Annotated in this window: 20 protein-coding genes; 18 read left to right on the top strand and 2 right to left on the bottom strand. The window is 58.4% G+C overall.

Going from position 1 to position 21,214, the window contains the following annotated elements:
* The first annotated feature begins 138 nt into the window (after positions 1-138).
* The 15 genes from PVW27_RS11910 to PVW27_RS11840 all read left to right on the top strand — a co-directional run bounded on the left by PVW27_RS11910 (position 139) and on the right by PVW27_RS11840 (position 16,343).
* Positions 139-1,350, top strand: a complete 1,212-nt coding sequence (locus tag PVW27_RS11910) for a CaiB/BaiF CoA transferase family protein (protein WP_274557975.1) — start codon at positions 139-141, stop codon at positions 1,348-1,350.
* Positions 1,351-1,358: 8 nt separating this feature from the next.
* Entirely contained in the window at positions 1,359-2,513 is a 1,155-nt protein-coding gene (locus tag PVW27_RS11905; protein ID WP_274557973.1) for an acyl-CoA dehydrogenase family protein, read from the top strand.
* Positions 2,514-2,618: 105 nt separating this feature from the next.
* Complete coding sequence (locus PVW27_RS11900) at positions 2,619-3,473, top strand: SDR family oxidoreductase (protein WP_274557971.1); 855 nt, start codon at positions 2,619-2,621, stop codon at positions 3,471-3,473.
* Positions 3,474-3,506: 33 nt separating this feature from the next.
* Positions 3,507-4,292: an ABC transporter ATP-binding protein gene (locus PVW27_RS11895; RefSeq protein ID WP_047998078.1), complete on the top strand. Its 786-nt coding sequence runs from the start codon at positions 3,507-3,509 to the stop codon at positions 4,290-4,292.
* Positions 4,285-6,204 (top strand): AMP-dependent synthetase/ligase, encoded by a 1,920-nt coding sequence (locus PVW27_RS11890; RefSeq protein WP_274557969.1) that lies wholly within the window; start codon positions 4,285-4,287, stop codon positions 6,202-6,204. The genes PVW27_RS11895 and PVW27_RS11890 overlap by 8 nt, the downstream gene beginning before the upstream one ends.
* Positions 6,205-7,092, top strand: a complete 888-nt coding sequence (locus tag PVW27_RS11885; protein WP_274557967.1) for a branched-chain amino acid ABC transporter permease — start codon at positions 6,205-6,207, stop codon at positions 7,090-7,092.
* Between the two features lies 1 nt (position 7,093).
* A complete protein-coding gene (locus tag PVW27_RS11880) occupies positions 7,094-8,167 on the top strand; it encodes a branched-chain amino acid ABC transporter permease (protein ID WP_274557965.1) in 1,074 nt (357 codons plus the stop codon).
* 12 nt (positions 8,168-8,179) lie between these two features.
* Positions 8,180-8,992: an ABC transporter ATP-binding protein gene (locus tag PVW27_RS11875; RefSeq protein ID WP_274557963.1), complete on the top strand. Its 813-nt coding sequence runs from the start codon at positions 8,180-8,182 to the stop codon at positions 8,990-8,992.
* 33 nt (positions 8,993-9,025) lie between these two features.
* A complete protein-coding gene (locus PVW27_RS11870) occupies positions 9,026-10,264 on the top strand; it encodes an ABC transporter substrate-binding protein (protein ID WP_338019954.1) in 1,239 nt (412 codons plus the stop codon).
* 86 nt (positions 10,265-10,350) lie between these two features.
* On the top strand, positions 10,351-11,601 hold the full coding sequence (locus PVW27_RS11865) for an ABC transporter substrate-binding protein (RefSeq protein WP_274557960.1): 1,251 nt from the start codon (positions 10,351-10,353) through the stop codon (positions 11,599-11,601).
* Positions 11,602-11,690: 89 nt separating this feature from the next.
* Entirely contained in the window at positions 11,691-12,467 is a 777-nt protein-coding gene (locus PVW27_RS11860; protein WP_047998071.1) for an enoyl-CoA hydratase/isomerase family protein, read from the top strand.
* Between the two features lie 11 nt (positions 12,468-12,478).
* Positions 12,479-13,261, top strand: a complete 783-nt coding sequence (locus PVW27_RS11855; protein WP_047998070.1) for an enoyl-CoA hydratase/isomerase family protein — start codon at positions 12,479-12,481, stop codon at positions 13,259-13,261.
* 43 nt (positions 13,262-13,304) lie between these two features.
* The gene (locus PVW27_RS11850; RefSeq protein ID WP_274557957.1) at positions 13,305-14,063 is read left to right on the top strand and encodes an electron transfer flavoprotein subunit beta/FixA family protein; all 759 of its coding nucleotides are present in this window, start codon (positions 13,305-13,307) and stop codon (positions 14,061-14,063) included.
* Positions 14,063-14,992, top strand: coding sequence for an electron transfer flavoprotein subunit alpha/FixB family protein (locus PVW27_RS11845; protein ID WP_274557955.1), 930 nt, complete (start codon positions 14,063-14,065; stop codon positions 14,990-14,992). The genes PVW27_RS11850 and PVW27_RS11845 overlap by 1 nt, the downstream gene beginning before the upstream one ends.
* 193 nt (positions 14,993-15,185) lie before the next feature.
* Positions 15,186-16,343, top strand: coding sequence for an acyl-CoA dehydrogenase family protein (locus PVW27_RS11840; protein WP_114294360.1), 1,158 nt, complete (start codon positions 15,186-15,188; stop codon positions 16,341-16,343).
* Between the two features lie 15 nt (positions 16,344-16,358).
* Here the strand turns inward: PVW27_RS11840 and PVW27_RS11835 are convergent, their stop codons facing one another.
* Together PVW27_RS11835 and PVW27_RS11830 are read right to left on the bottom strand one after the other, a co-directional pair.
* The gene (locus tag PVW27_RS11835; protein WP_047998066.1) at positions 16,359-17,525 is read right to left on the bottom strand and encodes a CaiB/BaiF CoA transferase family protein; all 1,167 of its coding nucleotides are present in this window, start codon (positions 17,523-17,525) and stop codon (positions 16,359-16,361) included.
* Positions 17,522-18,688: a CaiB/BaiF CoA transferase family protein gene (locus tag PVW27_RS11830; protein WP_073068803.1), complete on the bottom strand. Its 1,167-nt coding sequence runs from the start codon at positions 18,686-18,688 to the stop codon at positions 17,522-17,524. The genes PVW27_RS11835 and PVW27_RS11830 overlap by 4 nt, the downstream gene beginning before the upstream one ends.
* Before the next feature lie 78 nt (positions 18,689-18,766).
* On the opposite strand from PVW27_RS11830, the gene PVW27_RS11825 reads away from it, so the two are divergent.
* Genes PVW27_RS11825 through PVW27_RS11815 form a run of 3 tightly spaced genes read left to right on the top strand, consistent with a single transcriptional unit; the run spans position 18,767 to position 21,204 of the window.
* Positions 18,767-19,168, top strand: a complete 402-nt coding sequence (locus PVW27_RS11825) for a Zn-ribbon domain-containing OB-fold protein (protein WP_338019953.1) — start codon at positions 18,767-18,769, stop codon at positions 19,166-19,168.
* Positions 19,169-19,171: 3 nt separating this feature from the next.
* Entirely contained in the window at positions 19,172-20,323 is a 1,152-nt protein-coding gene (locus PVW27_RS11820; RefSeq protein ID WP_073068800.1) for a thiolase, read from the top strand.
* Positions 20,324-20,346: 23 nt separating this feature from the next.
* Positions 20,347-21,204 (top strand): MaoC/PaaZ C-terminal domain-containing protein, encoded by an 858-nt coding sequence (locus PVW27_RS11815; protein WP_197089319.1) that lies wholly within the window; start codon positions 20,347-20,349, stop codon positions 21,202-21,204.
* Positions 21,205-21,214: the final 10 nt, after the last annotated feature.

The raw sequence follows: 21,214 nt of genomic DNA, 5'->3' as shown, positions 1-21,214 counted from the left end.
TCTGTCTGACCGCAAATTTCTAAAAGACAGCAATCATTGACCCTTTCCCGAGCCATTCGAATCGCACTCACGGCTTGAATTTGGTCCGCCTCTTCGCTAATAATCTAACACCTGTTAGATTATTAGCGAAGAGATCATATGACCTCCCCACTTCATCAGCTGAAAATCATCGAACTCGGTCATGTTATTGCTGGACCACTCTCGACCTCGCTGCTTTCTGATTTTGGGGCAGACGTCATCAAGATTGAGGCACCCAACCGGACGGACATGATGCGCGATCTCGGACCAAAGGCCGGGGACGGAGTTGGCGTTTGGTGGAAAACTCTGGGCCGCAACAAAAAAATTCTGAGCCTCGACTGGAAGTCGGGCGAAGGACGGGACATCCTGCGCAGACTGGTTGAAAGCGCCGACGTACTTGTTGAAAATTTCCGGCCAGGCGTGCTTGAACGTGCGGGTGTCGGGCCTGAAACCCTGCATAAGTGGAACCCGGATTTAGTTATTCTGCGCGTTTCGGGTTACGGTCAGGACGGCCCGATGCGGGACGTGCCCGCTTTCGGGCGCGCGGCAGAGGCGTTGAGTGGCCTAGCCCATCTGACTGGTTTTGCGGACGGGCCACCGATGCACCCCGGATTTCCAGCGGCCGACAGCACGACAGGGTTGATGGGTGCTTTGGGGATCATGATCGCGCTGTTTGCCCGGGAAAAAGGGATTGCGCGTGGTCAGGTCGTCGATCTTGCGGTGTTCGAGGCGCTGCTTCGACTGATGGACTATCCCGTGCCCGCATTGACGGGCGCGAACCTCTCGCCGCGACGCAACGGGCTGCGCCAGCCGATGGATTTTGCGCCGGGGGGCACGTTCCGAACCTCTGATGGGGTGTGGGTGACCGTTTCGGCTGGCAGCGCAGAAACAGCGCAACGCCTGTTGCGGGCGGTCGGCGGAGATGCGCTGGCCGATGATCCGCGGTTCGCTACACTCGACGAGATGTCGCAGCATATGGCCGTGGTCTTCGACGCCATAAATGATTTCGTCACGCAACACACGCTTGCGGAAGTCGAGGCGGAGTTTGCCCGCTATGATGCGGTTGCCTCTCGTGTGCTGAGCGTCGAGGAGATCATGACGAATGAGCAGATACGTCATCGCGGCGACATCGTATCGGTTGAGGGCGAGCAAACGCAGGTGATTGGACCTATCCCGCATCTCAGCGCCACCCCCGGTGAGTTGCGCTGGCTAGGGCGGCCGCCGGGCGCGGACAGCCGAAGCATTCTGCGCAATCTTGGATATGAAGATGACCGGATCACTGCCCTGTGTGAGGCAGGGTTTGTAGGTGTGGATGGGAGCGAGACACAATGACATTTCGAATGACGGGTGAACAAAAGGAAATTCGAGATCAGATCCTGCGTATATGTGCGCAGTTTGATGGCGACTACTGGCTGGACCGGGATCGGAACGGGGGTTTCCCGCATGATTTGCACAGGGCGATGGCAGATGGTGGCTGGCTTGGCATTGCCATGCCGGAAGACGTAGGCGGTGCTGGTCTGGGGATCACCGAAGCGACCATCATGATGCAGGCGATTGCCGAATCGGGGGCTGGCGCCAGCGGGGCCTCGGCCATCCACATGAACATTTTCGGGCTCAACCCGGTAGTCAAGTTCGGAACCGATGAACAGCGCGCTCGCATGCTGCCCCCTCTGATCGCCGGCGATCAAAAAGCTTGTTTCGCTGTAACCGAGCCGACGACCGGGCTGGATACCACCAAGCTGAAAACCATAGCTGTGCGGCAGGGGGACAGGTACGTCGTTCATGGTCAAAAGGTCTGGATTTCGACCGCGCAGGTGGCCCACAAGATGTTGCTTCTGGCCAGAACGACACGGCTTGAAGACGTGACTAACCCGACCGAGGGTTTGAGCCTGTTCTATACGGATCTGGACCGCAATTTCGTGGATGTTCGCGAAATCGAAAAAATGGGCCGGAAAGCCGTTGACTCGAACGAGATGTTCATCGACGGACTGCCAATCCCGGCCGAAGACTTGATTGGGGAAGAGGGCAAGGGTTTCCGACAGATTCTGCATGGGCTGAACCCGGAACGCATCCTCGTTGCCGGCGAATGCATCGGCATCGCACGCAATGCATTGGTGCGCGCCGCGCAATACGCCAACGAGCGTGTGGTCTTTGGGCGGCCGATCGGCCAGAATCAGGGCATCCAGCATCCGCTGGCAATGGCATGGGCACGGGTGGAAGCTGCCAATCTCATGGTGATGCATGCCGCCGCCCTCTATGATTCGGGAGAGGCGTGCGGAGTGGAAGCCAACGCTGCCAAGCTACTGGCCGCAGATGCCGCGGTCGAGGCGACCGAAGCAGCGCAGATTACCTTTGGCGGGTTTGGATACGCCAAGGAATATCATGTGGAGCGTCTGGTAAGAGAGGCACTACTTTTCCGCATCGTTCCCGTGACACCACAGATGCTTTTGTCGTTCATCGCCGAAAAAGCGTTAGGGCTTCCAAAGTCTTACTGACCAGAGGTGATCACTATAGCAAAACGCATTCTTGTCTTGCATAGTTTTCTAACACGCGTTAGATTATCCGCAACGAACCCGAACGGGACACAGGGAGGAGGCGTCATGACTAAGACGCAGTACGGGTCTTCGCGAGGAGACTTGGCGTCACGCGCAACCGTGTATGCAAGCGACTTGTTTGCGGGTAAAACCGTTGCTGTGACGGGCGCCGGCGGTGGCTTGGGTCTTTCCATTGCGGTGCTGTTCGCTAGGTTGGGTGCCAATCTAGCGATCAATGGACGCGACGCGGTAAAGCTGGCCTCGGCCAAGGAATTTCTCGAAACTTTTGGTGGCATGGTGTTTGCCAAGCCTATGACGATCCGGGATCCCGGACAGGTCGAGGACTTCGTTGGCGAGGTCAACCGTGAATTCGGATCGATTGACGTTCTGGTGAACAATGCCGGGGGTCAGTTTCCCCAAGCAGCGTTGGACTTTTCTCCGAAGGGCTGGAACGCGGTCATCGACACCAACCTCAACGGGACCTGGTGGATGATGCAATGCACCGCACGACACTGGGTCAAGCAAAAGCGACCCGGTTCCATCGTGAATATCGTGGCCGACATCTGGCGCGGCATGCCGGGCATCGCGCATACCTGTGCGGCGCGAGCAGGGGTGATATACTTGTCAAAATCGGTCGCGGTAGAGTGGGCGCCGCATGGGATTCGCGTGAACTGCGTGGCGCCCGGATGTTGTGAAAGCAACGGCTTTCACAACTATCCCGACGATGGCGCGGCCACCTTCCAGGACTCAAATCCGATGCGCCACGCCGGCGACGAATGGGATATCGCCGAAGGCGTTGTTTATATGGCGGCAAATTCGGGGAAATTCGTAACCGGTGAAGTTCTGAATATCGACGGTGGGCAGCAGTTGTGGGGAGATCCCTGGCCTACAGGTCGACCGGATTACTTCCGGATATCTTGATACGTGCATTGCCTGGGGGAAAACGGGGGCCATATGACGACACTAAGTAATAAGCCGATACTGGAATGCACAGGGATCGAACGCCGTTTTGGCGGTATCGTTGCTGTCACCGGTGTCGATCTTGTCATCCAGCGAGGGGAAATCTTCGGCCTTGTTGGGCCGAATGGCAGTGGCAAGACGACGCTTACCAATGCAATCACCGGGTTCTACCCGCCAAACGAGGGGACTGTCCGGTTGGCCGGAAAGAACATCACCGGCACGGCACCCCACAAGGTTGCAAAGCTCGGTGTGGCCCGGACGTTTCAGAACCTCGCGCTCTTCAATGGGATGAGCGTTCTCGATAATATCCTGCTCGGCCGGCACATTCATATGCACCCAGGAGTTTTCCGCACGGCGTTCTATTGGTGGGCGGCCCGCCCTGAAGAAGTCGAGAACCGCAAAATCGTCGAGGAGGTGATCGAGTTCCTGCAGCTCGAGAGCATCCGGTACGAACTGGTCGACGGCCTTCCGATCGGGCTGAAAAAGCGGGTCGAACTTGCGCGGGCCCTGGTGGCAGAGCCGCAGATGTTGATCCTTGACGAGCCGATGGCGGGTATGAACCAGGAGGAGAAGGGGTATATGTCCCGCTTCATTCTGGACGCGCGGGATGAACGCGGCGTTAGTGTCCTGCTTATCGAACATCATATGGACGTCATCATCGGTATTTGTGATCGGGTGCTGGCACTCAACTACGGCGAAATGATCGCCAGCGGTATCCCGAAGGATGTTGTAAAAGATCCGAGGGTTATCGAGGCATATATTGGAGGATCGCATGGTTGAAGCAGCAAAATCGCAGTTTTCCGCCAGCGAAACGATCGGGGCATTGCTGGCACGGAACGCGTCAAGCTACGGGTCGAATATTGCTATTCGCGAAAAAGAGCGTGGAATCTGGAAAGAAACCACCTGGGCAGAGTACGCCGAAGAAGTACTGGCCTGCGCTGCCGGGCTTGAGAAGATTGGCGTAAAGCCCGGCAAGGCTGTGCTCATTCTGGGCGACAACCGTGCGCGGCTATATGGAGGCATGCTCGCGATTTCGCTACTCGGGGCTTATGCAATGCCGGCTTATCCTGGCGCAACGATCGAAGAGCTTCAGCATTTCCTGAGCGAGGTCGAGATCGTAGCAGCCATAGCAGAAGATCAGGAGCAGGTGGACAAACTCCTCGAGCTACGGAGTGCGAGCGCGAGTGGCATAGCTCATGTTATATACGATGAAACACGCGGCTTGGGATCCTATGAAGACGATGGACTAATGTCATGGGATCACCTGATTAAAGTCGGACTGGATTATCTCAACTTGGATCCACACCGCCGCGATGAACTTCTGAACAGAGCAAAACCCGAGGACCCGGCAATCTTCCTGCATTCGTCGGGAACCACGGGCAAACCGAAGGGTATCGTACTGAGCCAAAAAAACGTTCTTGCCGCAGCTCGCAACGGCCACGCGGCGGGAGTGTACGGAGAGGATGAGGACATCCTCGCATATCTCCCGATGGCCTGGGTCGGCGATTATGCCATCACGGTGGCGGCGGCGCTGATGTTCCGGTTCACAGTGAACGTACCGGAGAGGCAGGAAACGGTCGTGCGGGACATGCGGGAAATCGCACCGACCTTTTATTTGGCGGCACCCAGGAGCTGGGACCAAATGTTAACTACGATCCAAGTCGGCATGGAGAACTCAACCCCGTTGAAAAAGTGGTTTTACCACTTCTTCATGGACCGGGCGATTGCCGCCGAGACGCGCAAGCTGAACGGCCACAGTGGCGGTGCGTTGGAACCACTGGGCCGTTTTCTGGGGGAGGCGCTCATTTTCGGTCCAATCAAGGATCAATTCGGCATGAGTCGCCTGAGGAGTGCGTTTACCGGTGGCGAGGCAATTGGCGAAGATACCTTCGTGTTCTATCGCGCCCTCGGGATCAAGCTGCGCCAGTTCTACGGCCAGACGGAGAACAGTGCGATCACCGCGATGCAAGCCCCTAACGAAGTGCGCCTGCATACCGTCGGTAAACCCGCGCCCGGTGTCGAGGTGAAGATCGATGAGAGCGGCGAAATTCTCTTGCGCTCGGAAAGCGTGTTTGATGGCTACTTCAACAAACCGGAGGCGAGCGCTGAAGCCTTGGTGAGCGGGTGGTTGCATACCGGTGACGCCGGCTATCTGGAGGATAATGGCCAGCTTGTGGTTCTGGGGCGCGTCTCCGAGGTCATGCATACGGCGGGCGGTGAACGCTACGTGCCAAACTATATAGAGAACCGGCTGAAATTTAGTCCGTATATCAAGGATGCGGCCGTTGTCGGAGCGGGGCGGGATGAGCTGACTGCGATGATCTGCGTGGATTTTGAAGCTGTCGGTCATTGGGCCGAGGTGAACGGTGTGCCATATGTGTCCTATTCAGATTTGTCTCAGCGCGACGAAGTCGCGGCGCTAATACGCCCGGCTTTCGAACGGGTAAACAAGGCCGTCACCGAGCCACTGCACCTGAAGCGCTTTGTCTGCCTTCCAAAGGAATTTGACCCGGACGACGGCGAGATCACTCGAACCCGAAAATTGCGTCGCAAGGTCGTAGAGGAACGCTATGCCGACGTTATCGCGGCACTCTACGACGGTTCAGCCGAGGTCCATGTGAGTGCCCAGGTGGCTTACGAGACCGGAGAAATGGGGAAGGTTGAAAGAAACCTTCCCATAAGGGAGGTTTAAATGGATTGGGTTTTTTTATCAGAGCTTGCGATCAACGGTGCCCTGACGGGTCTGTTGTATTCACTTTTTGCCATCGGCCTGGTCCTGGTCTACAAGGCATCCTCGGTGCCCAATCTGGCGCAGGGCGGGCTGACAATGGTCGGGGCTTATGTGGTTCTTGCCCTAGCGCGCGATCTGGGAATGCCGTTATGGCTAGCTATTCCGCTTGCTGCGGTCGTCATGTTCGGTCTGGGGTTTGGCATTGAAAGGGTGGCGCTTCGGCGTCTCGCGGGCCGTCCGGTCGTCATGATCCTGATGCTGACACTTGGCCTCGACATCTTCCTGCGGGGCACAACGCTTGCAATCTGGGGTGGGACGTCGCGTTCGATGGAACTCGGTGTCAGCTATGAACCATTGTTCCTGGGCGACATCTTCATCAGCCGCATCCATCTGGTCGGCGCCGGCGTTGCGCTTGCCCTGTTCGTCGCTTTCATGGTGTTCTTTCGAACCCGGACCGGGATCAAATTGCGGGCGATCGCGGATGATTACATGGCATCATGGTCTGTCGGAATTTCGGTCGAGCGCGGTGTCGGGCTGTCCTGGGCCCTCGCTTCTGTGGTGGCTGTGGCGGCAGGTGTCATTTGGGGCGAAATCCAGGGTGTCGATCAGGCACTGTCGCTTCTGCTTCTCAAGGGTCTGACTGTCGCTGTTCTGGGTGGTCTCGACAGCATATTAGGCGCGATCGTTGCTGGTATCATTCTGGGCGTAGTCGAAAATGTCGGTGCGGAATTTCTTGATCCGCTTGTCGGAGGCGGCAGCCGCGAACTCATCGTCGCCGCGGTCCTGATTCTTACGGTCATGATCCGTCCGCACGGACTGTTCGGCCGTCACGACATCGAAAGGGTGTAAAATGTTCTATCGACTCTCGGGTGTCTACCACTCCAGCTTGATCTCGGATAGCCGCATGTTCAAAGTTCCGGCAGACCGGAACTTGGCGGTGTTCCTTCTGTTGATCGGACTTGCGGCACCGTTTATCCTACCGTCACTTTACCTTAACAGTTACATTTTGCCTTGGCTGATCTGGACAGCCGCCGCTTTAGGACTGAACTTGGTGACAGGCTGGGCCGGACAGCTCCATCTCGGATATGCCGCAGTAATGGCCGTTGGTGCCTATTCGGCCATACACGCCGTGCGGCTCGGGGTGCCTTGGGAAATCGCCTTGGTCATTGGCGGGTTGGCGGCATCAGTGATCGGCAGTCTGTTCGCCTTTGCCGCATTGCGGGTCAAAGGTCTTTATCTCGCGCTCACGACCCTCGCGATGCAATTCGTGATGGACTGGGTATTGACCCACTCCCCAACGATTTCCGGCGGGTCACACGCATCACTTCAGGCTCCAACTTTGGCGCTGTTAGGACAGCAGATCACCTCTGATGCCGGCTATTATTATGTCGCACTTGGCTGGTGCGTCTTGGTCACAATCTTCATGCTAAACCTCAAGCGCACTGGGCTGGGACGTGCACTTGTCGCAGTGCGTGAGAAGGATTTTGCTGCGGCGATCCTCGGCGTAAACAGCTTCTACTACAAGATCCTAGCCTTCGCGGCATCGTCTTTCATTGCCGGTGTCAGCGGGGCCCTGCTGGTAGCGACCTTCTACTTTCTGGCCGCACCCGAACAGTTTTCGGTAAACGTATCAATCCAGGTATTGGCGATGGTGATCGTAGGCGGACTTGGCAGCATCATCGGGTCCTATTTCGGAGTTGCGTTGATCCTGCTCGTGCCGGGGCTGGTGAACGGGCTCGTCGTGACAGCGAGCGAAGAGCTCGGCATGCAGGTCAATGTGGAAACGCTCGCTCATATCCCCAATGCGGTCTACGGCGCGTTGATCGTCATCATTCTCATGATCGAACCGCTAGGTCTCGGAAAACTCTACGGCAATATCAGAGACTATCTTATGACCTGGCCCTTCGATCAGCTCAGAAAGTAAAGAGGAATGCCGATGCAAGAGAAAGCCCAAGGCCAGTCCATTCTGTCGATGAATAGCATCGAGGTGCTGTACGACAACGTAATGCTGGCGATCAAAGGCGTTTCTGTTCAGGTGCCGAAGGGCGGAATGGTCGCGCTTCTGGGCTCCAACGGAGCCGGAAAAAGCACAACATTGAAGGCGATCAGTGGTCTTCTGAAGGCAGAACGCGGCCATATCAGCCGGGGTGAGATAAAGTTTGACGGGACCGACATCACAGAGATGCTGGCGCAGAAACGTGTCGAAATGGGCATCTGTCACGTCATCGAAGGACGGCGCGTTTTCGAGCATCTGACTCCAGACGAGAACCTGACTGCGGCCGCACCGATGGGAATGTCCCGATCTGAATTGAGTGTGGAAAAGGATAAAATATACGACTATTTTCCCAGGCTTGCCGAGCGCCGTAATTCGCAGGCGGGTTATCTGTCGGGCGGCGAACAGCAAATGCTTGCCATTGGCCGAGCTCTTGTGACCCAACCGAGTCTTCTGATGCTCGATGAGCCGAGTCTTGGGCTAGCGCCATTCTTGGTGGCTGAAATTTTCGGCATCCTTCAAAAAATCAACCGCGAGGAGGGTTTGTCGGTGCTTTTGGTTGAACAGAATGCCTTGGCCGCGCTGGAAATCGTTTCGGAAGGTTATCTGATCGAAAACGGCCGCGTGGTCATGCATGGTACAGCCGAGGCGCTCAAATCCAACTCCGACATCCAGGAATTCTACCTTGGCGGCGGAGAAGGTACCAACTTTCACAATGTCAAACATTACAGCCGACGCAAGCGTTGGCTGAGTTAAGTCACTAGACAGAGATTGTTCAGGGAGGAAAAGATGAAGAAACTTACCAAGGCACTAGCTGTTTTTTCTATGATGGGGAGCTGGATGGCCGGAACACAGGCTCTGGCGGAGCCATTCAAGGTCGGGGTTTGCTATGATCTTAGCAAGGCCTATACATTCGCCACGCCGCAGGTGTCGCAGGCAGCGATGGATGTGGCGAAGCTGATCAACATGCAGGGTGGTATCGGTGGAGAGCCGGTAGAGGTTATCGTTCGTGATCACGGAAACGAGCCACAGCGCGGCATCGAGTGTTATTCCAGGCTGAGCCGGGAAGGGGTTTTCGTCTTCGACACGCTGTCGACGCCTGTATCTTTGGCGATCCTGCCACGCGCGATGGAAGACGGGCGGATTCTGATGCAGTCACTGGTGGGTCGGGGCGATGCGGTGGATGGAACCGTTTTCGAATGGGTCTATCCCGTCGGCCCGACATATTGGGGGCAGGTGGCAAACGATATCGGATATATCAAGCAGCTACATGACGACGATCTCTCGGACGTCAAGATCGGCTACATTTATTTCGACTACCCGTTCGGGCAGGAGCCGATCGAGATTCTCAAAACGCTGTCGGAGAAAGAGGGTTTCGAACTTCTGCTTTACCCCGTGCCGCTGCCGGGCAGCGATCAATCCGGTGCATGGTCGAAGATGCGTCGTGACAATCCCGACCATGTGATCTCATGGATGCTTGGTGGTGCGCATGTCGTCGCTTCGAAGGAAATGCAACGCAATCGCATTCCGATGGACAAGTATATTTCCGTAAACTGGCTGAATGAAGTCGACATCGCCAATATTGGCGCCGAGGCCGCCACCGGGCTCAAGCGCGGCACAAATGTCGTGGGTGGTCAGGACGTGCCCCTGCGTCTGGAGATCATCAATAAACTCTATGACGAGGGAGAGGGCTCCGGTCCGCTCGTGAACACGCAGGACGTCTATTACAACACAGGTCTGGCGATGTATTCGATCATCTTCGAGGCTGCCCGCAGGGCCGCAGACATGGAGGGGATGCCGATCACGGCGGAATCCTATAAAAAGGGCCTAGAGTCGCTGGAAAACTACGACGCCAACGGTCTGATGGCACCAATCACGGTCACAGCCGAGGATCACGGCGGCGGCGGCAAGACGCGTATCGAGATGTGGGATGGCGAAACCTGGGTTCCGCAGACTGACTGGATCGCGGCGTACGGAGAAGTTGTTTGGGACGTCGTTAGGGAAAGTTCTTCGAAGTACGGGGAATGAAGAATGGCAACTGAACGCAAAATGCGTGGGGCTGAGAATCAGTATTGGAACTATGAGCCCTGCGTTCAACAACGGGAGAGAGAAACATGAAAACCAAACGGAAAGTATGGACTATTGCCATCGCCGCTGCGTTGGCAACCAGCGGGGCGATCGCATCAGCTCAGGAAAATGAGCCGATCAAGTTCGGCCTCTGCTTTGACCTCAGCAAGTCATACACATTCATTTCGCCACAGGTCGCACAGGCGGCCCAAGATCTTGCGATGTACACCAATGAAAACGGTGGCATCGAGGGGCACCCGGTTGAAATCATCGTGCGCGACCACGGCAATGAGCCGCAGCGGGGCGTGGAATGCTATGAGCAGCTGAAGCGTGAGGGCGTTTTTATCTACAACTTCCTGTCTACGCCGGTCACGAACGCGGCTTTGCCGCGTGCCATGAAGGATGGAAACATTTTGATGCAATCTTTCGTCGGCCGTGGTGACGCAGTCGACGGCGAGGTTTTCGGATGGGTCTTCCCTGTCGGTCCGACCTATTGGCAGCAGGCGGCGAACGATGTTGCCTTCATCAAGGGCCAAATGGGGGGCGATCTGAGCGATGCCAAGATCGGCTTCATCTATCTGGACTATCCTTTCGGGCAGGAGCCGATCGAGATTCTTAAGACGCTTGCCGAGATGGAAGGCTTCCAACTGGAACTCTATCCGGTTCCGCTGCCGGGGTCGGATCAGTCCGGCGCATGGAGCAAGATTCGCCGAGACAAGCCTGACTATGTGATCAGCTGGCTATTGGCCGGTGGGCATGTTGTTGCGTCCAAGGAAATGCGTCGTAACGGTTTCCCAATCGACCGCTACTTGTCGGTGAACTGGATGAACGAGGTCGATATAAATAACATCGGCGCGGAAGAGGCAAAAGGCATCTTGCGCGGGACTAACGTGGCCGGCGGGCAAGACGTGCCGATCGTCAAGACGATGCTCGACACCTACTATGCAAACGGAAAGGGCAGTGGGCCGGAAAGCCTGGTTCGTGACGTATACTACAATCTCGGCCTTGCGGTCTATACGACGGGTTTCGAAGCTGCTCGGCTTGCGATCCAGGAGAACGGTTGGCCGTTGACGCCCGAGAGCATGAAATCGGGCTACGAGGCGATAGAAAACTTCGACGCCAATGGCTTGATGGCCCCTGTGACCGTAACGCCCCAGGATCACGGTGGCGGTGGCAAGACACGCATTGAACAATGGGACGGGGCAAACTGGGTTCCTTTGACCGACTGGAGCGCGGACTACATCGATGTGGTGTGGGAAGTGATCAAGGAAAGCTCGGCGAAGTTCACTGTCGAATAGATGGCAGCTCCCCCGTGGCGATCATGTCGCGGGGGAGCAACAACCGCGTGTTCAAGTTAAAACGATGCTGGAGAAACGAAGTGGAAACCATGAGCCCGATCAAGCTTACAATTGAAGACGGAATCGCGACCGTCTGTATCAATCGGCCCGAGCGCAAGAACGCGTTGTCTGTGGACGCAACGAACGGGCTGACAGATGCTTGGAAGAAAATCGGAGCGGATGACACCGTCCGCGTGGCGATACTTACCTCGACCGATTGCGGTGTCTTCAGTGCCGGGCTGGATTTGAAGGAAGCTTCGCAGATAGCGCGTGATGAAGGAGTCGATATTCTGACGAAAATGCGTGACCCGTTTCATGAAACCATGCGCGCCTGCAAGAAGCCGATCATCGCCGCGATGACTGGATCGCTGATGGCGGGGGGCATGATGCTGACCCTCAATTGCGACCTGCGCGTCGGCCTCAAGGGAACAAAGGTTGGTATTACAGAGGTGAAGATTGGCCGGGGGTCGCCTTGGGCGGCGCCGGCGCTGTCGATGCTGCCGCAACCCATTCTCATGGAAATCCTTCTGACCGGCGATCTGATGCCGATTGAGCGACTGCATGATTACGGGTTCACCAATTATCTCGAGGATACGCCGGACGCGGTGCGCGCGCGGGCGTTGGATCTCGCCAAGCGGATTGCCGGGGGCGCGCCGCTTTCCGTGATCGCCGCCAAAGGCGGCGTTCGCGCCACCATGGATCTGGGCTGCGCAGGCGGTCTGGAAGAAGGTAAGCGCCTGCACGAGGTCGTTTACGCCAGCAATGACGCAATCGAGGGCCCCAGAGCATTCGCCGAAAAGCGCGCCCCGGTGTGGACCGGAACCTGAGGGAGATTGGCATGACCGAGTTGATGCGCCTAGACCGGGACGGCCCCATCGGCATCCTACGCTTTACCCAGCCCGGGAAACGTAACCCCTACAGCATCGGGTTTGTCGAGGATCTCGTAACATGCCTGCGGCAGGCGGAGCGGGACGACACGCTACGCGCAGTTGTCATGACCGGTGGCGATCATTTCAGCAGCGGTGGGGATCTGGTCGGCTTTCAGTCTGAGATTGCCAAAGGCGCGAGAGCCACATCGGAAATGGTGGACAAGGTTCATGATGGCGGGCGCGCCGCGTATCTCTTTCGGAAACCCCTGATCTCCGCCGTCTGCGGTGTCGCCTTCGGTGCCGGCCTGAGCCTGGCCCTGTCGGCGGATATCGTCGTAGCGGCCGAAGATGCCCGGCTGTGCGAGGTTTTTGCCCGTGTCGGCGGCTGCCCTGACACCGGGTCGAGCTGGCTTCTTCAGCAACGCGCCGGCGCGGGCGTGGCGCGGATGCTTGTTCTCACGGGGCGCGAGATCGACGGGCGCACCGCCCGCGACCTGCGCGTCGTCGAGGAATGTGTGCCGGCCGGACAGGTCGAGGCCCGCGCGCTTGAGATCGCGCGCGAGATTGCACAGCATCCGATGTTCGGCGTTCAAACCGCCAAGCGTGTGATGCGCGCGTCGGCGGAATGTAGTTATCTTGAGGCTCTGGACATCGAGCGTGACTGCCAAAGTGTTCTGCTGTGCGCGCATGACTTTCCCGAAGCTATGAAAGCGTTTTCGGAGAAGCGCAAACCCCAATTCACGGACCGATAAGTCGGTCGAAACCATATCGAAGAACTCAAGGGAGACCACGCCAATGAAGGTACTCGTGCCTGTCAAACGTGTGATCGACTACAACGTGAAGGTCCGCGTCAAGGCGGACGGAAGCGGTGTCGATCTCGCCAATGTCAAAATGTCCATGAACCCTTTCGACGAGATCGCGGTGGAAGAGGCGATCCGGCTCAAGGAAGCGGGCAAGGCTGATGAGGTCGTGGTGGTTTCCATCGGCGTCAAGCAAGCGCAGGAAACCCTGCGCACCGCGCTGGCCATGGGCGCCGACCGCGCCATTCTGGTCGTGGCTACGGACGATGTTCACAACGACATCGAACCGCTGGCCGTGGCCAAGATCCTGAAAGCCGTCATCGCCGAGGAAGCCCCCGGTCTGGTGATCGCGGGCAAGCAGGCCATCGACAATGACATGAACGCAACCGGCCAGATGCTCTCGGCCCTGCTGGGCTGGTCGCAGGCGGCTTTCGCCTCGCATCTGGACATTCAGGGCGATCACGCGCTGGTCACCCGCGAAGTGGATGGCGGTCTGCAAACGATCAAGGTCAAGCTGCCGTCCATCGTCACCGCCGACCTGCGCCTGAACGAGCCGCGCTACGCATCGCTGCCGAACATCATGAAGGCCAAGAAAAAGCAACTCGATGAAAAGACCGCCGCCGATTACGGCGTCGATGTCACCCCGCGCCTGACCGTGGTCAAGACCACGGATCCCGCAGCGCGCGCGGCAGGCATCAAGGTGGGCTCGGTCGATGAGCTTGTGGCGAAACTCAAGGAAGTGGGGGCTGTATAATGGCTGTTCTTCTGATTGGTGAAGTAACCGATGGCACGCTGGCGCTGGACGCCACCGCCAAGGCCGTCACTGCGGCCAAGCAATTGGGCGAAGTGACCGTGCTCTGCACCGGCGCATCGGCCAAGGGTGCCGCGGATGAGGCGGCCAAGATTGCAGGCGTCTCCAAGGTGCTTGTCGCCGAAGACGCGCTCTATGGGCACCGTCTGGCTGAACCCGTCGCCGCGCTGATCGCCAGCATGGCCTCGGGGTATTCGCATATCGTGGCCCCCTCCACGACGGATGCGAAAAACATCATGCCGCGCGTCGCCGCTCTGCTGGATGTCATGATCCTGTCCGACGTCGTGGGCGTGGTCGATGCAGACACGTTCGAACGTCCGATCTATGCAGGCAACGCGATCCAGACCGTCAAATCCACTGACAGCGTCAAGGTCATGACGATCCGCACCTCGACCTTCGATCTGGCCCCGATGGGCGGCTCTGCCTCGGTTGAGGCCATTGCCACGGGTGACAATCCCGGCCTGTCCGAATGGGTCGAAGACAAGGTAGCCGCCTCGGACCGCCCCGAACTGACCAGCGCAGGCGTGGTCGTGTCCGGTGGGCGCGGTGTCGGCTCGGAAGCCGACTTCGCCCTGATCGAGAAGCTGGCCGACAAGCTGGGTGCCGCCGTCGGCGCGTCCCGCGCCGCGGTCGACTCAGGCTATGCCCCCAACGACTGGCAGGTGGGCCAGACCGGCAAGGTCGTGGCGCCGGATCTTTATGTCGCGGTGGGCATCTCTGGCGCGATCCAGCATCTGGCCGGCATGAAGGACAGCAAGATCATCGTCGCCATCAACAAGGACGAAGAAGCCCCGATCTTCCAGGTCGCCGACTACGGCCTTGTCGCGGATCTTTTCACCGCGGTGCCGGAATTGATCGAGAAACTCAGTTGATTCGGGGCGCACAGCGTTTGAAAGGTCCGCCTTGCGCGGAGCTTATCATGAACGGGAGCAACCAGTAGGGGAACCGGCTCTTGGGAGGATATTTGCTTAATCTGACGCATCGCTTGAACCTGTTCCTCCTCATTTTCAAGACAAGACACCTGATAGATTTCAACAGATCAAGTCGCCTTTGTAGGAAAAAAACATGTCTCTGATCAAGAACTCCCCAAACTGGGTTTCCGATGAACACAAGATGTTCGCGGAGAGTACCCGCAAACTTTTTGATGCCGAGATGGCGCCAAATGTCGACAAATGGGCGTCACAAGGCATCGTCGACCGAGAGTTCTGGAAGGTCGTCGGCGAGCAGGGCGTCATGGGCGGATCCATTGCGGAGGAGTATGGTGGATTCGGGGGCGGTATTGGGTTTGACGCGATCACTGTCTATGAACAAGGGCGCACCGGAGATACCGGCTGGGGTTACGGCATCCAGAGCATCGTAATTCACTATCTGAACACCTACGGCAGTGAAGAGCAAAAGAAAAAGTGGCTGCCGCGGTTGATTAGCGGTGAAAGCGTCGCCGCTATCGCCATGACAGAACCGGGCACCGGCTCGGACCTTCAGAGCGTTCAGACCTATGCAGAACGAGACGGCAATCACTACAAGATCAACGGGTCGAAGATTTTCATAACCAACGGTCATACCGCCGACATAGTCGTAGTGGTGGCCAAGACGGACAGAAGCGCAGGGGCCAAGGGTGTGTCGCTGATCGTTCTGGAGGCCAAGGACGCAGAAGGATTCCGGCGTGGGCGGAACCTAAAGAAGCTTGGCATGAAGGGCTCTGACACGGCCGAGCTGTTTTTTGAGGATGTGCGCGTCCCCACAGCCAACCTGCTAGGTACTGAGGAAGGGCAGGGGTTCTATCAGCTGATGAAGCAATTGCCCTGGGAGCGATTGATGATCGGAATCACCGCGCTTGGTTTCATCGACTTCGCGATCGATGAGACCGTAAAATACGTTCAGGATCGCAAGGCGTTCGGCAAGCGGATCATGGATTTCCAGAACACGCGGTTCAAACTGGCGGAATGCAAGACCAAAGCCGAACTGCTGCGTAGCTTCGTCAATGACGGCATTGCCCGAATAGAGGCTGGCGAGCTTGATGCCGCCACCGCGTCAATGGCGAAATGGTGGGGCAGTCAGACGCAGAACGAAGTCATGCATGAATGTCTGCAACTGCATGGCGGATACGGTTACATGATGGAATTCCCGATCGCGCGTCTTTACGCCGACAGCCGGGTGCAGATGATTTATGGCGGCACCAACGAAATCATGAAGGAACTGATCGCTCGTTCGCTGGATGTCTGATCGGTCCGGGTGGGGTTACTCTTCGGCCGGGCCCAAGATCTCTTCGCTGTGCTCGCCCAACCGAGGGGCTGGTCGGTGGTCGTGTCGCGCCGGGGTTGCCGAAAATCGAACCGGTGGGCGTGTTGTCCAGATGGCACCTTCCGTTGGATGAGCAATCTGCTGAAAGAAACCGGTGGCGGCAAGATGGGGGTCGCTGGGCAGATCTGACAGGTTTCGGACTGGCATGGCGGGAATATCGGCCTGCTCCATCAGGGCAAGCCATTCTTTTGTGGTCCGTGTCAGCGCGAGCTGCGCCACCATATCGTAAACCGCGCCTATGTTGCGGCTGCGGGTGTCCATGTCGGTCACCCACAAGTGGCCGAGCATGTCTTCCCGCCCGACTGCCTTGAAAAAGCGTGCCCATTGAACGTTGGTGTAGGGCAGAATAGTGATAAACCCGTCCGAAGTCTGAACCGGGCGGCGATGAGGGACAAGCATGCGGGCATAGCCGAAATCTTGCGGGTTGTCCTCGAATGTGGCACCATCCATATGTTCGGTCAGCAGGAACGACGTCAGCGTCTCAAACATCGGCACTTCGACATGCTGGGGCACGCCCGTGCGCTCACGATGGAACAAGGCGGCCATGACAGCATAGGCCGCAGTGACGCCGCCAAGCTTGTCGGCAAGGATCGTCGGGGCATAGGCCGGCGCAGCTTCGGGATCGCGCAATGATGCCAAGCTGGCCAACCCCGAGACCGATTGGACGATGTCGTCGAAGGCAGGTTTGGCCGCATAGGGCCCGTCCTGCCCAAAGCCGGTGGCGGATACCGTAATCAGTCTCGGATTCTCGCGGCGCAACGTTTCGGGGTCAAGGGACAATCTGGCAAGCGCCGCGGGCCGGATGCTGGAGATCATCACATCGGCATCGGCCAGCAGCTTGCGCAGCCGATCGCGATCATTTGGCGTCTTGAGGTCTAGAATGACGCTGCGTTTGTTGCGGTTTGCACCCAGAAAGGCGGCACCCATCAGCTTGTTGCGGGACGGCTGGACCTGGCGCAAAAGATCTCCCTCGGGGCTTTCCACCTTGATCACATCGGCCCCCAGATCGCCCAGCATTTGCGTGGCCAAAGGCCCGAAAACAACAGAAGTAAGATCGACAATCTTCACGCCATCAAGGATCGCGGGTTTCTGCGCAGCGGTCATTTACGCGCGTATCCTGTTTTATGACGAGGGTCGAACTCGGTGCGGATGGCTTTGCCGTCTGCGTCGAAAGCCGGGCAAGGGCCAAGTGTCGTCTCTCCGACGCTGCGCCGGATCGGGGGCGCAGGGACGTTGATTTCGCCAGATGGCGTGCTGATGACGGACCGGTCGAGTTGGGGGTGGTCGGACAGGGACGCCACATCGTTCACCGCCCCGTATGCAATGCCCGCCGCGTCAAGCCGCTTTAGCATCCCGGCGCGGTCATGAGAGGCGAACACGGCCTTGATGAGCGCTTCGAGCGCGGGCTTGTTCAGCAGCCGCGTCGAGTTGTCGTGAAAACGTGGATCGGTTGCCAGGGCGGTATCCCCAAGGATGTTGTCGCAAAAGCTCACCCACTCACCGCTGTGCTGTACGGCTATCACGATAAGCTGGCCGTCCCTGCACTCATAGGCGCCGTAGGGGCAGATCATCGTGTGGTTAAGACCGACGCGGGGCGTCGGTTTGGAAAGATAGTCGTGATAGAGCAGCGGAACCGACATCCAGTCGGCCATCACGTCGAACATGGCCACCGAAACGCCGCTGCCTGTGCCGGAGCGCTCACGCCCGATCAGCGCTTCGCAGATCCCGGCATGAGCTGTCATGCCCGTGGCGATGTCGCAGACCGACACGCCAACCCGCCCCGGACCGTCCGGCGTGCCGGTCACCGATGCCAGGCCGCTTTCGCATTGCACCAGAAGGTCATAAGCCTTGGCGTTGCGCATCGGGCCGTCTTCACCGTATCCGGTGATATCGCAGGTCACAAGCCGCGGGAACTTCTCTCGCAAGGTCGTCGAATCCAGACCCAGCTTTGCAAGGGCGCCCGGCAAAAGATTTTGGATGAACACATCCGCGTTTTCCAGCATTTTCAGCAGGATATCGCGATCTTCTGCTGCTTTGATGTCTAGTGCGACCGATTCCTTGCCCCGGTTCAGCCATGTAAAATAGGCGCTTTCGCCGTTGGCAACAGTATCATAGGCGCGCGCGAAATCGCCCACGCCCTTGCGTTCGACCTTGATCACCCGCGCACCGGCATCGGCAAGCCGCGAAGAGCAAAAAGGCGCCGCCACCGCCTGTTCGAGCGCGATGACGAGCTTGCCGGAAAGGGGCGCTGAATTTGAACTTGACATGGCGTTCTCTCACGTGATCCTAGGAGCTTGACAGAATCTAACAGGTGTTAGAAACATAATCAATACGATTAACCAGGAATGGGCCATTTGAGGAGAATGCCGGTGCCGGACGCCACAGGACCAGACCAGATATTCCAACGCGCGCTGACAAACGGAGAGATCGTGCTGCCCAGATGCGATGATTGCGGAGCCTATCATTTCTTTCCAAGGGTCTTGTGTCCGCACTGCCATGGGACCGCGATCTCTTGGCATCCCGCCAGCGGTAAGGGCCGGGTCCATACTACCACTGTCGTGCGTCAGAAGCTCGAGCGCGGCGGCGACTATAACGTGTGCGTGGTGGAACTGGAGGAAGGCGTTCGGATGATGAGCCGAGTCGAGGGCATTGCCCCCCGTGACATTGTCATCGACATGGTCGTGACCGCCTTCGTGGGCGGGGCCGAGGGGCAACCGGCCGTGTTGTTCAAACCGGCGGAGGTATAGGCCATGACACCCAAACTTCGGGGAAAATCCGCCATTGTGGGAACCGGGCACGCGGGTTTTGGCGAGGCGCATGGGCTTACGGCCTATGATGTCATGGCGCAATCCGCGCTTGCGGCGCTTGGCGATGCGGGGCTGAAGCTGTCTGATGTGGACGGTCTGTTCTGCACCATGATGGAAGACAGCATGCCGGCGCTGATGGCGGCCGAATATCTGGGTATTCAGCCCAGGTTCATCGACGGCACCATGACGGGCGGTTCGTCCTTCGTGAATTACTTGACCTCCGCCACAATGGCGCTGGAGGCCGGCCTGTGTGATGTGGCGCTGATCGTTTATGGCTCCAACCAGCGCACCGCGTCGGGCAGGCTTGTGACGGCATCGCGCCCGCCCGCCTATGAGGCGCCGTATAATCCGCGCTATCCGATTTCCGCCTATGCGATGGCGGCGGCACGGCACATGCATGAATTTGGCACCACCCGCGAACAGCTGGCCGATGTGGCCGTGGCCGCGCGGGCTTGGGCGCAGCACAACCCTGAGGCATTCGAGCGCGGCCCGCTGAGTCTTGAGGATGTTTTGGGCGCGCGTATGGTGGCCGATCCGTTGACGGTGCGCGATTGTTGTCTTGTCACCGATGGCGGCGGGGCGATCGTGATGGTTCGCGCCGACCGCGCCAAGGACTTCCCGAAGGCCCCGGTTTACGTTTTGGGCAGCGCGGCGGAAAGCTCGCACCGGCAAATATCGCAGATGAAGGATTTCACCGTGACCGCCGCTCGCGAGTCGGGCGCACGCGCCTTTGACGCGGCTGGCGTGTCGCCCGCTGACATTCAGGTGGTCGAGCTGTACGATGCGTTCACCATCAATACGATCCTGTTTCTGGAAGATCTCGGCTTTTGTGCCAAGGGCGAGGGCGGTGCCTTTGTCGAGGGCGGGCGCATCGCGCCGGGCGGGGTCTTGCCGGTGAATACCAATGGTGGGGGTCTGTCCTGTGTGCACCCCGGCATGTATGGCATTTTCACCGTGATCGAGGCGGCGCGGCAGATCCGTGGCGATGCGCCCGGCATTCAGTTGAGGGATGTCGACCTGGCGCTGGCCCATGGGAACGGCGGTGTGCTGTCCAGTCAGGTCACGGCAATCTTGGGTTCGCAAAACACCCTCTAAGAACAAACCAGGGAGGAAAGATCATGCCATTGGATTTCGACGCGCTATCGAACTGGGACTTCGAAGAGATCGAGCAGACACTGACCGAGCGGGATACGATCCTTTATGCGCTCGGCCTCGGGTTTGGCGAGGATCCGACCGACAGGAAAGAGTTGGCCTTTGTCTATGAAGCTGGGCTGAGGGCGGTTCCCTCAATGGCGGTCACGATGGGGTACCCGGGCTTCTGGCTGCGCGACCCCAAGACCGGCGTGAACTGGCAGAAGGTGCTGCATGGTGAACAATGGCTAGACATCTACAAGCCGCTGCCGGTGAACGGCAACATCATCGGCCGCAGCCGGATCGACTTTATTTCCGACAAGGGCGAGGGCAAAGGTGCCGTCATCTACCAGAGCCGCGACATCATCAATGCCGATAGCGGCGAAAAGCTGGCTCGCGTGGCGATGTCGGCCTTCTGCCGTGGCGATGGTGGGTTCGGTGGCGAAAACAGGCCCGGCCCGGCCCCGGCGGCCTTGCCCGACCGCGCGCCCGATCATGTCTGCGATATCGAAACACTGCCGCGCCAGGCGCTGGTTTACCGCCTTAGCGGTGACATGAACCCGCTTCATGCCGACCCGGATGTGGCGCGTTCGGTCGGGTTCGACCGCCCGATCCTGCACGGCCTTGCGACCTATGGTCTGGCGGCGCGGGCGATCCTCAAATCGCTGCTCGATTATGACGCCGCCCGGCTTGTCGGGCTGGACGTGCGGTTTTCCGCCCCGGTCTATCCCGGCGAGACCGTGCGGTTTGAGATCTGGGAAGAGGGTGGCGAGGCCCGGTTCCGCGCTTCGATCCCGGCCCGCGACGTGGTGGTTCTAAACAATGGGGCTGCGCGTTTCGCGTGAGGGAGGGAGG

It is taken from the genome of Seohaeicola sp. 4SK31 (assembly GCF_028802875.1).
GTDB lineage: Bacteria > Pseudomonadota > Alphaproteobacteria > Rhodobacterales > Rhodobacteraceae > Seohaeicola.
This window is presented reverse-complemented; position numbering and strand designations above follow the sequence as displayed.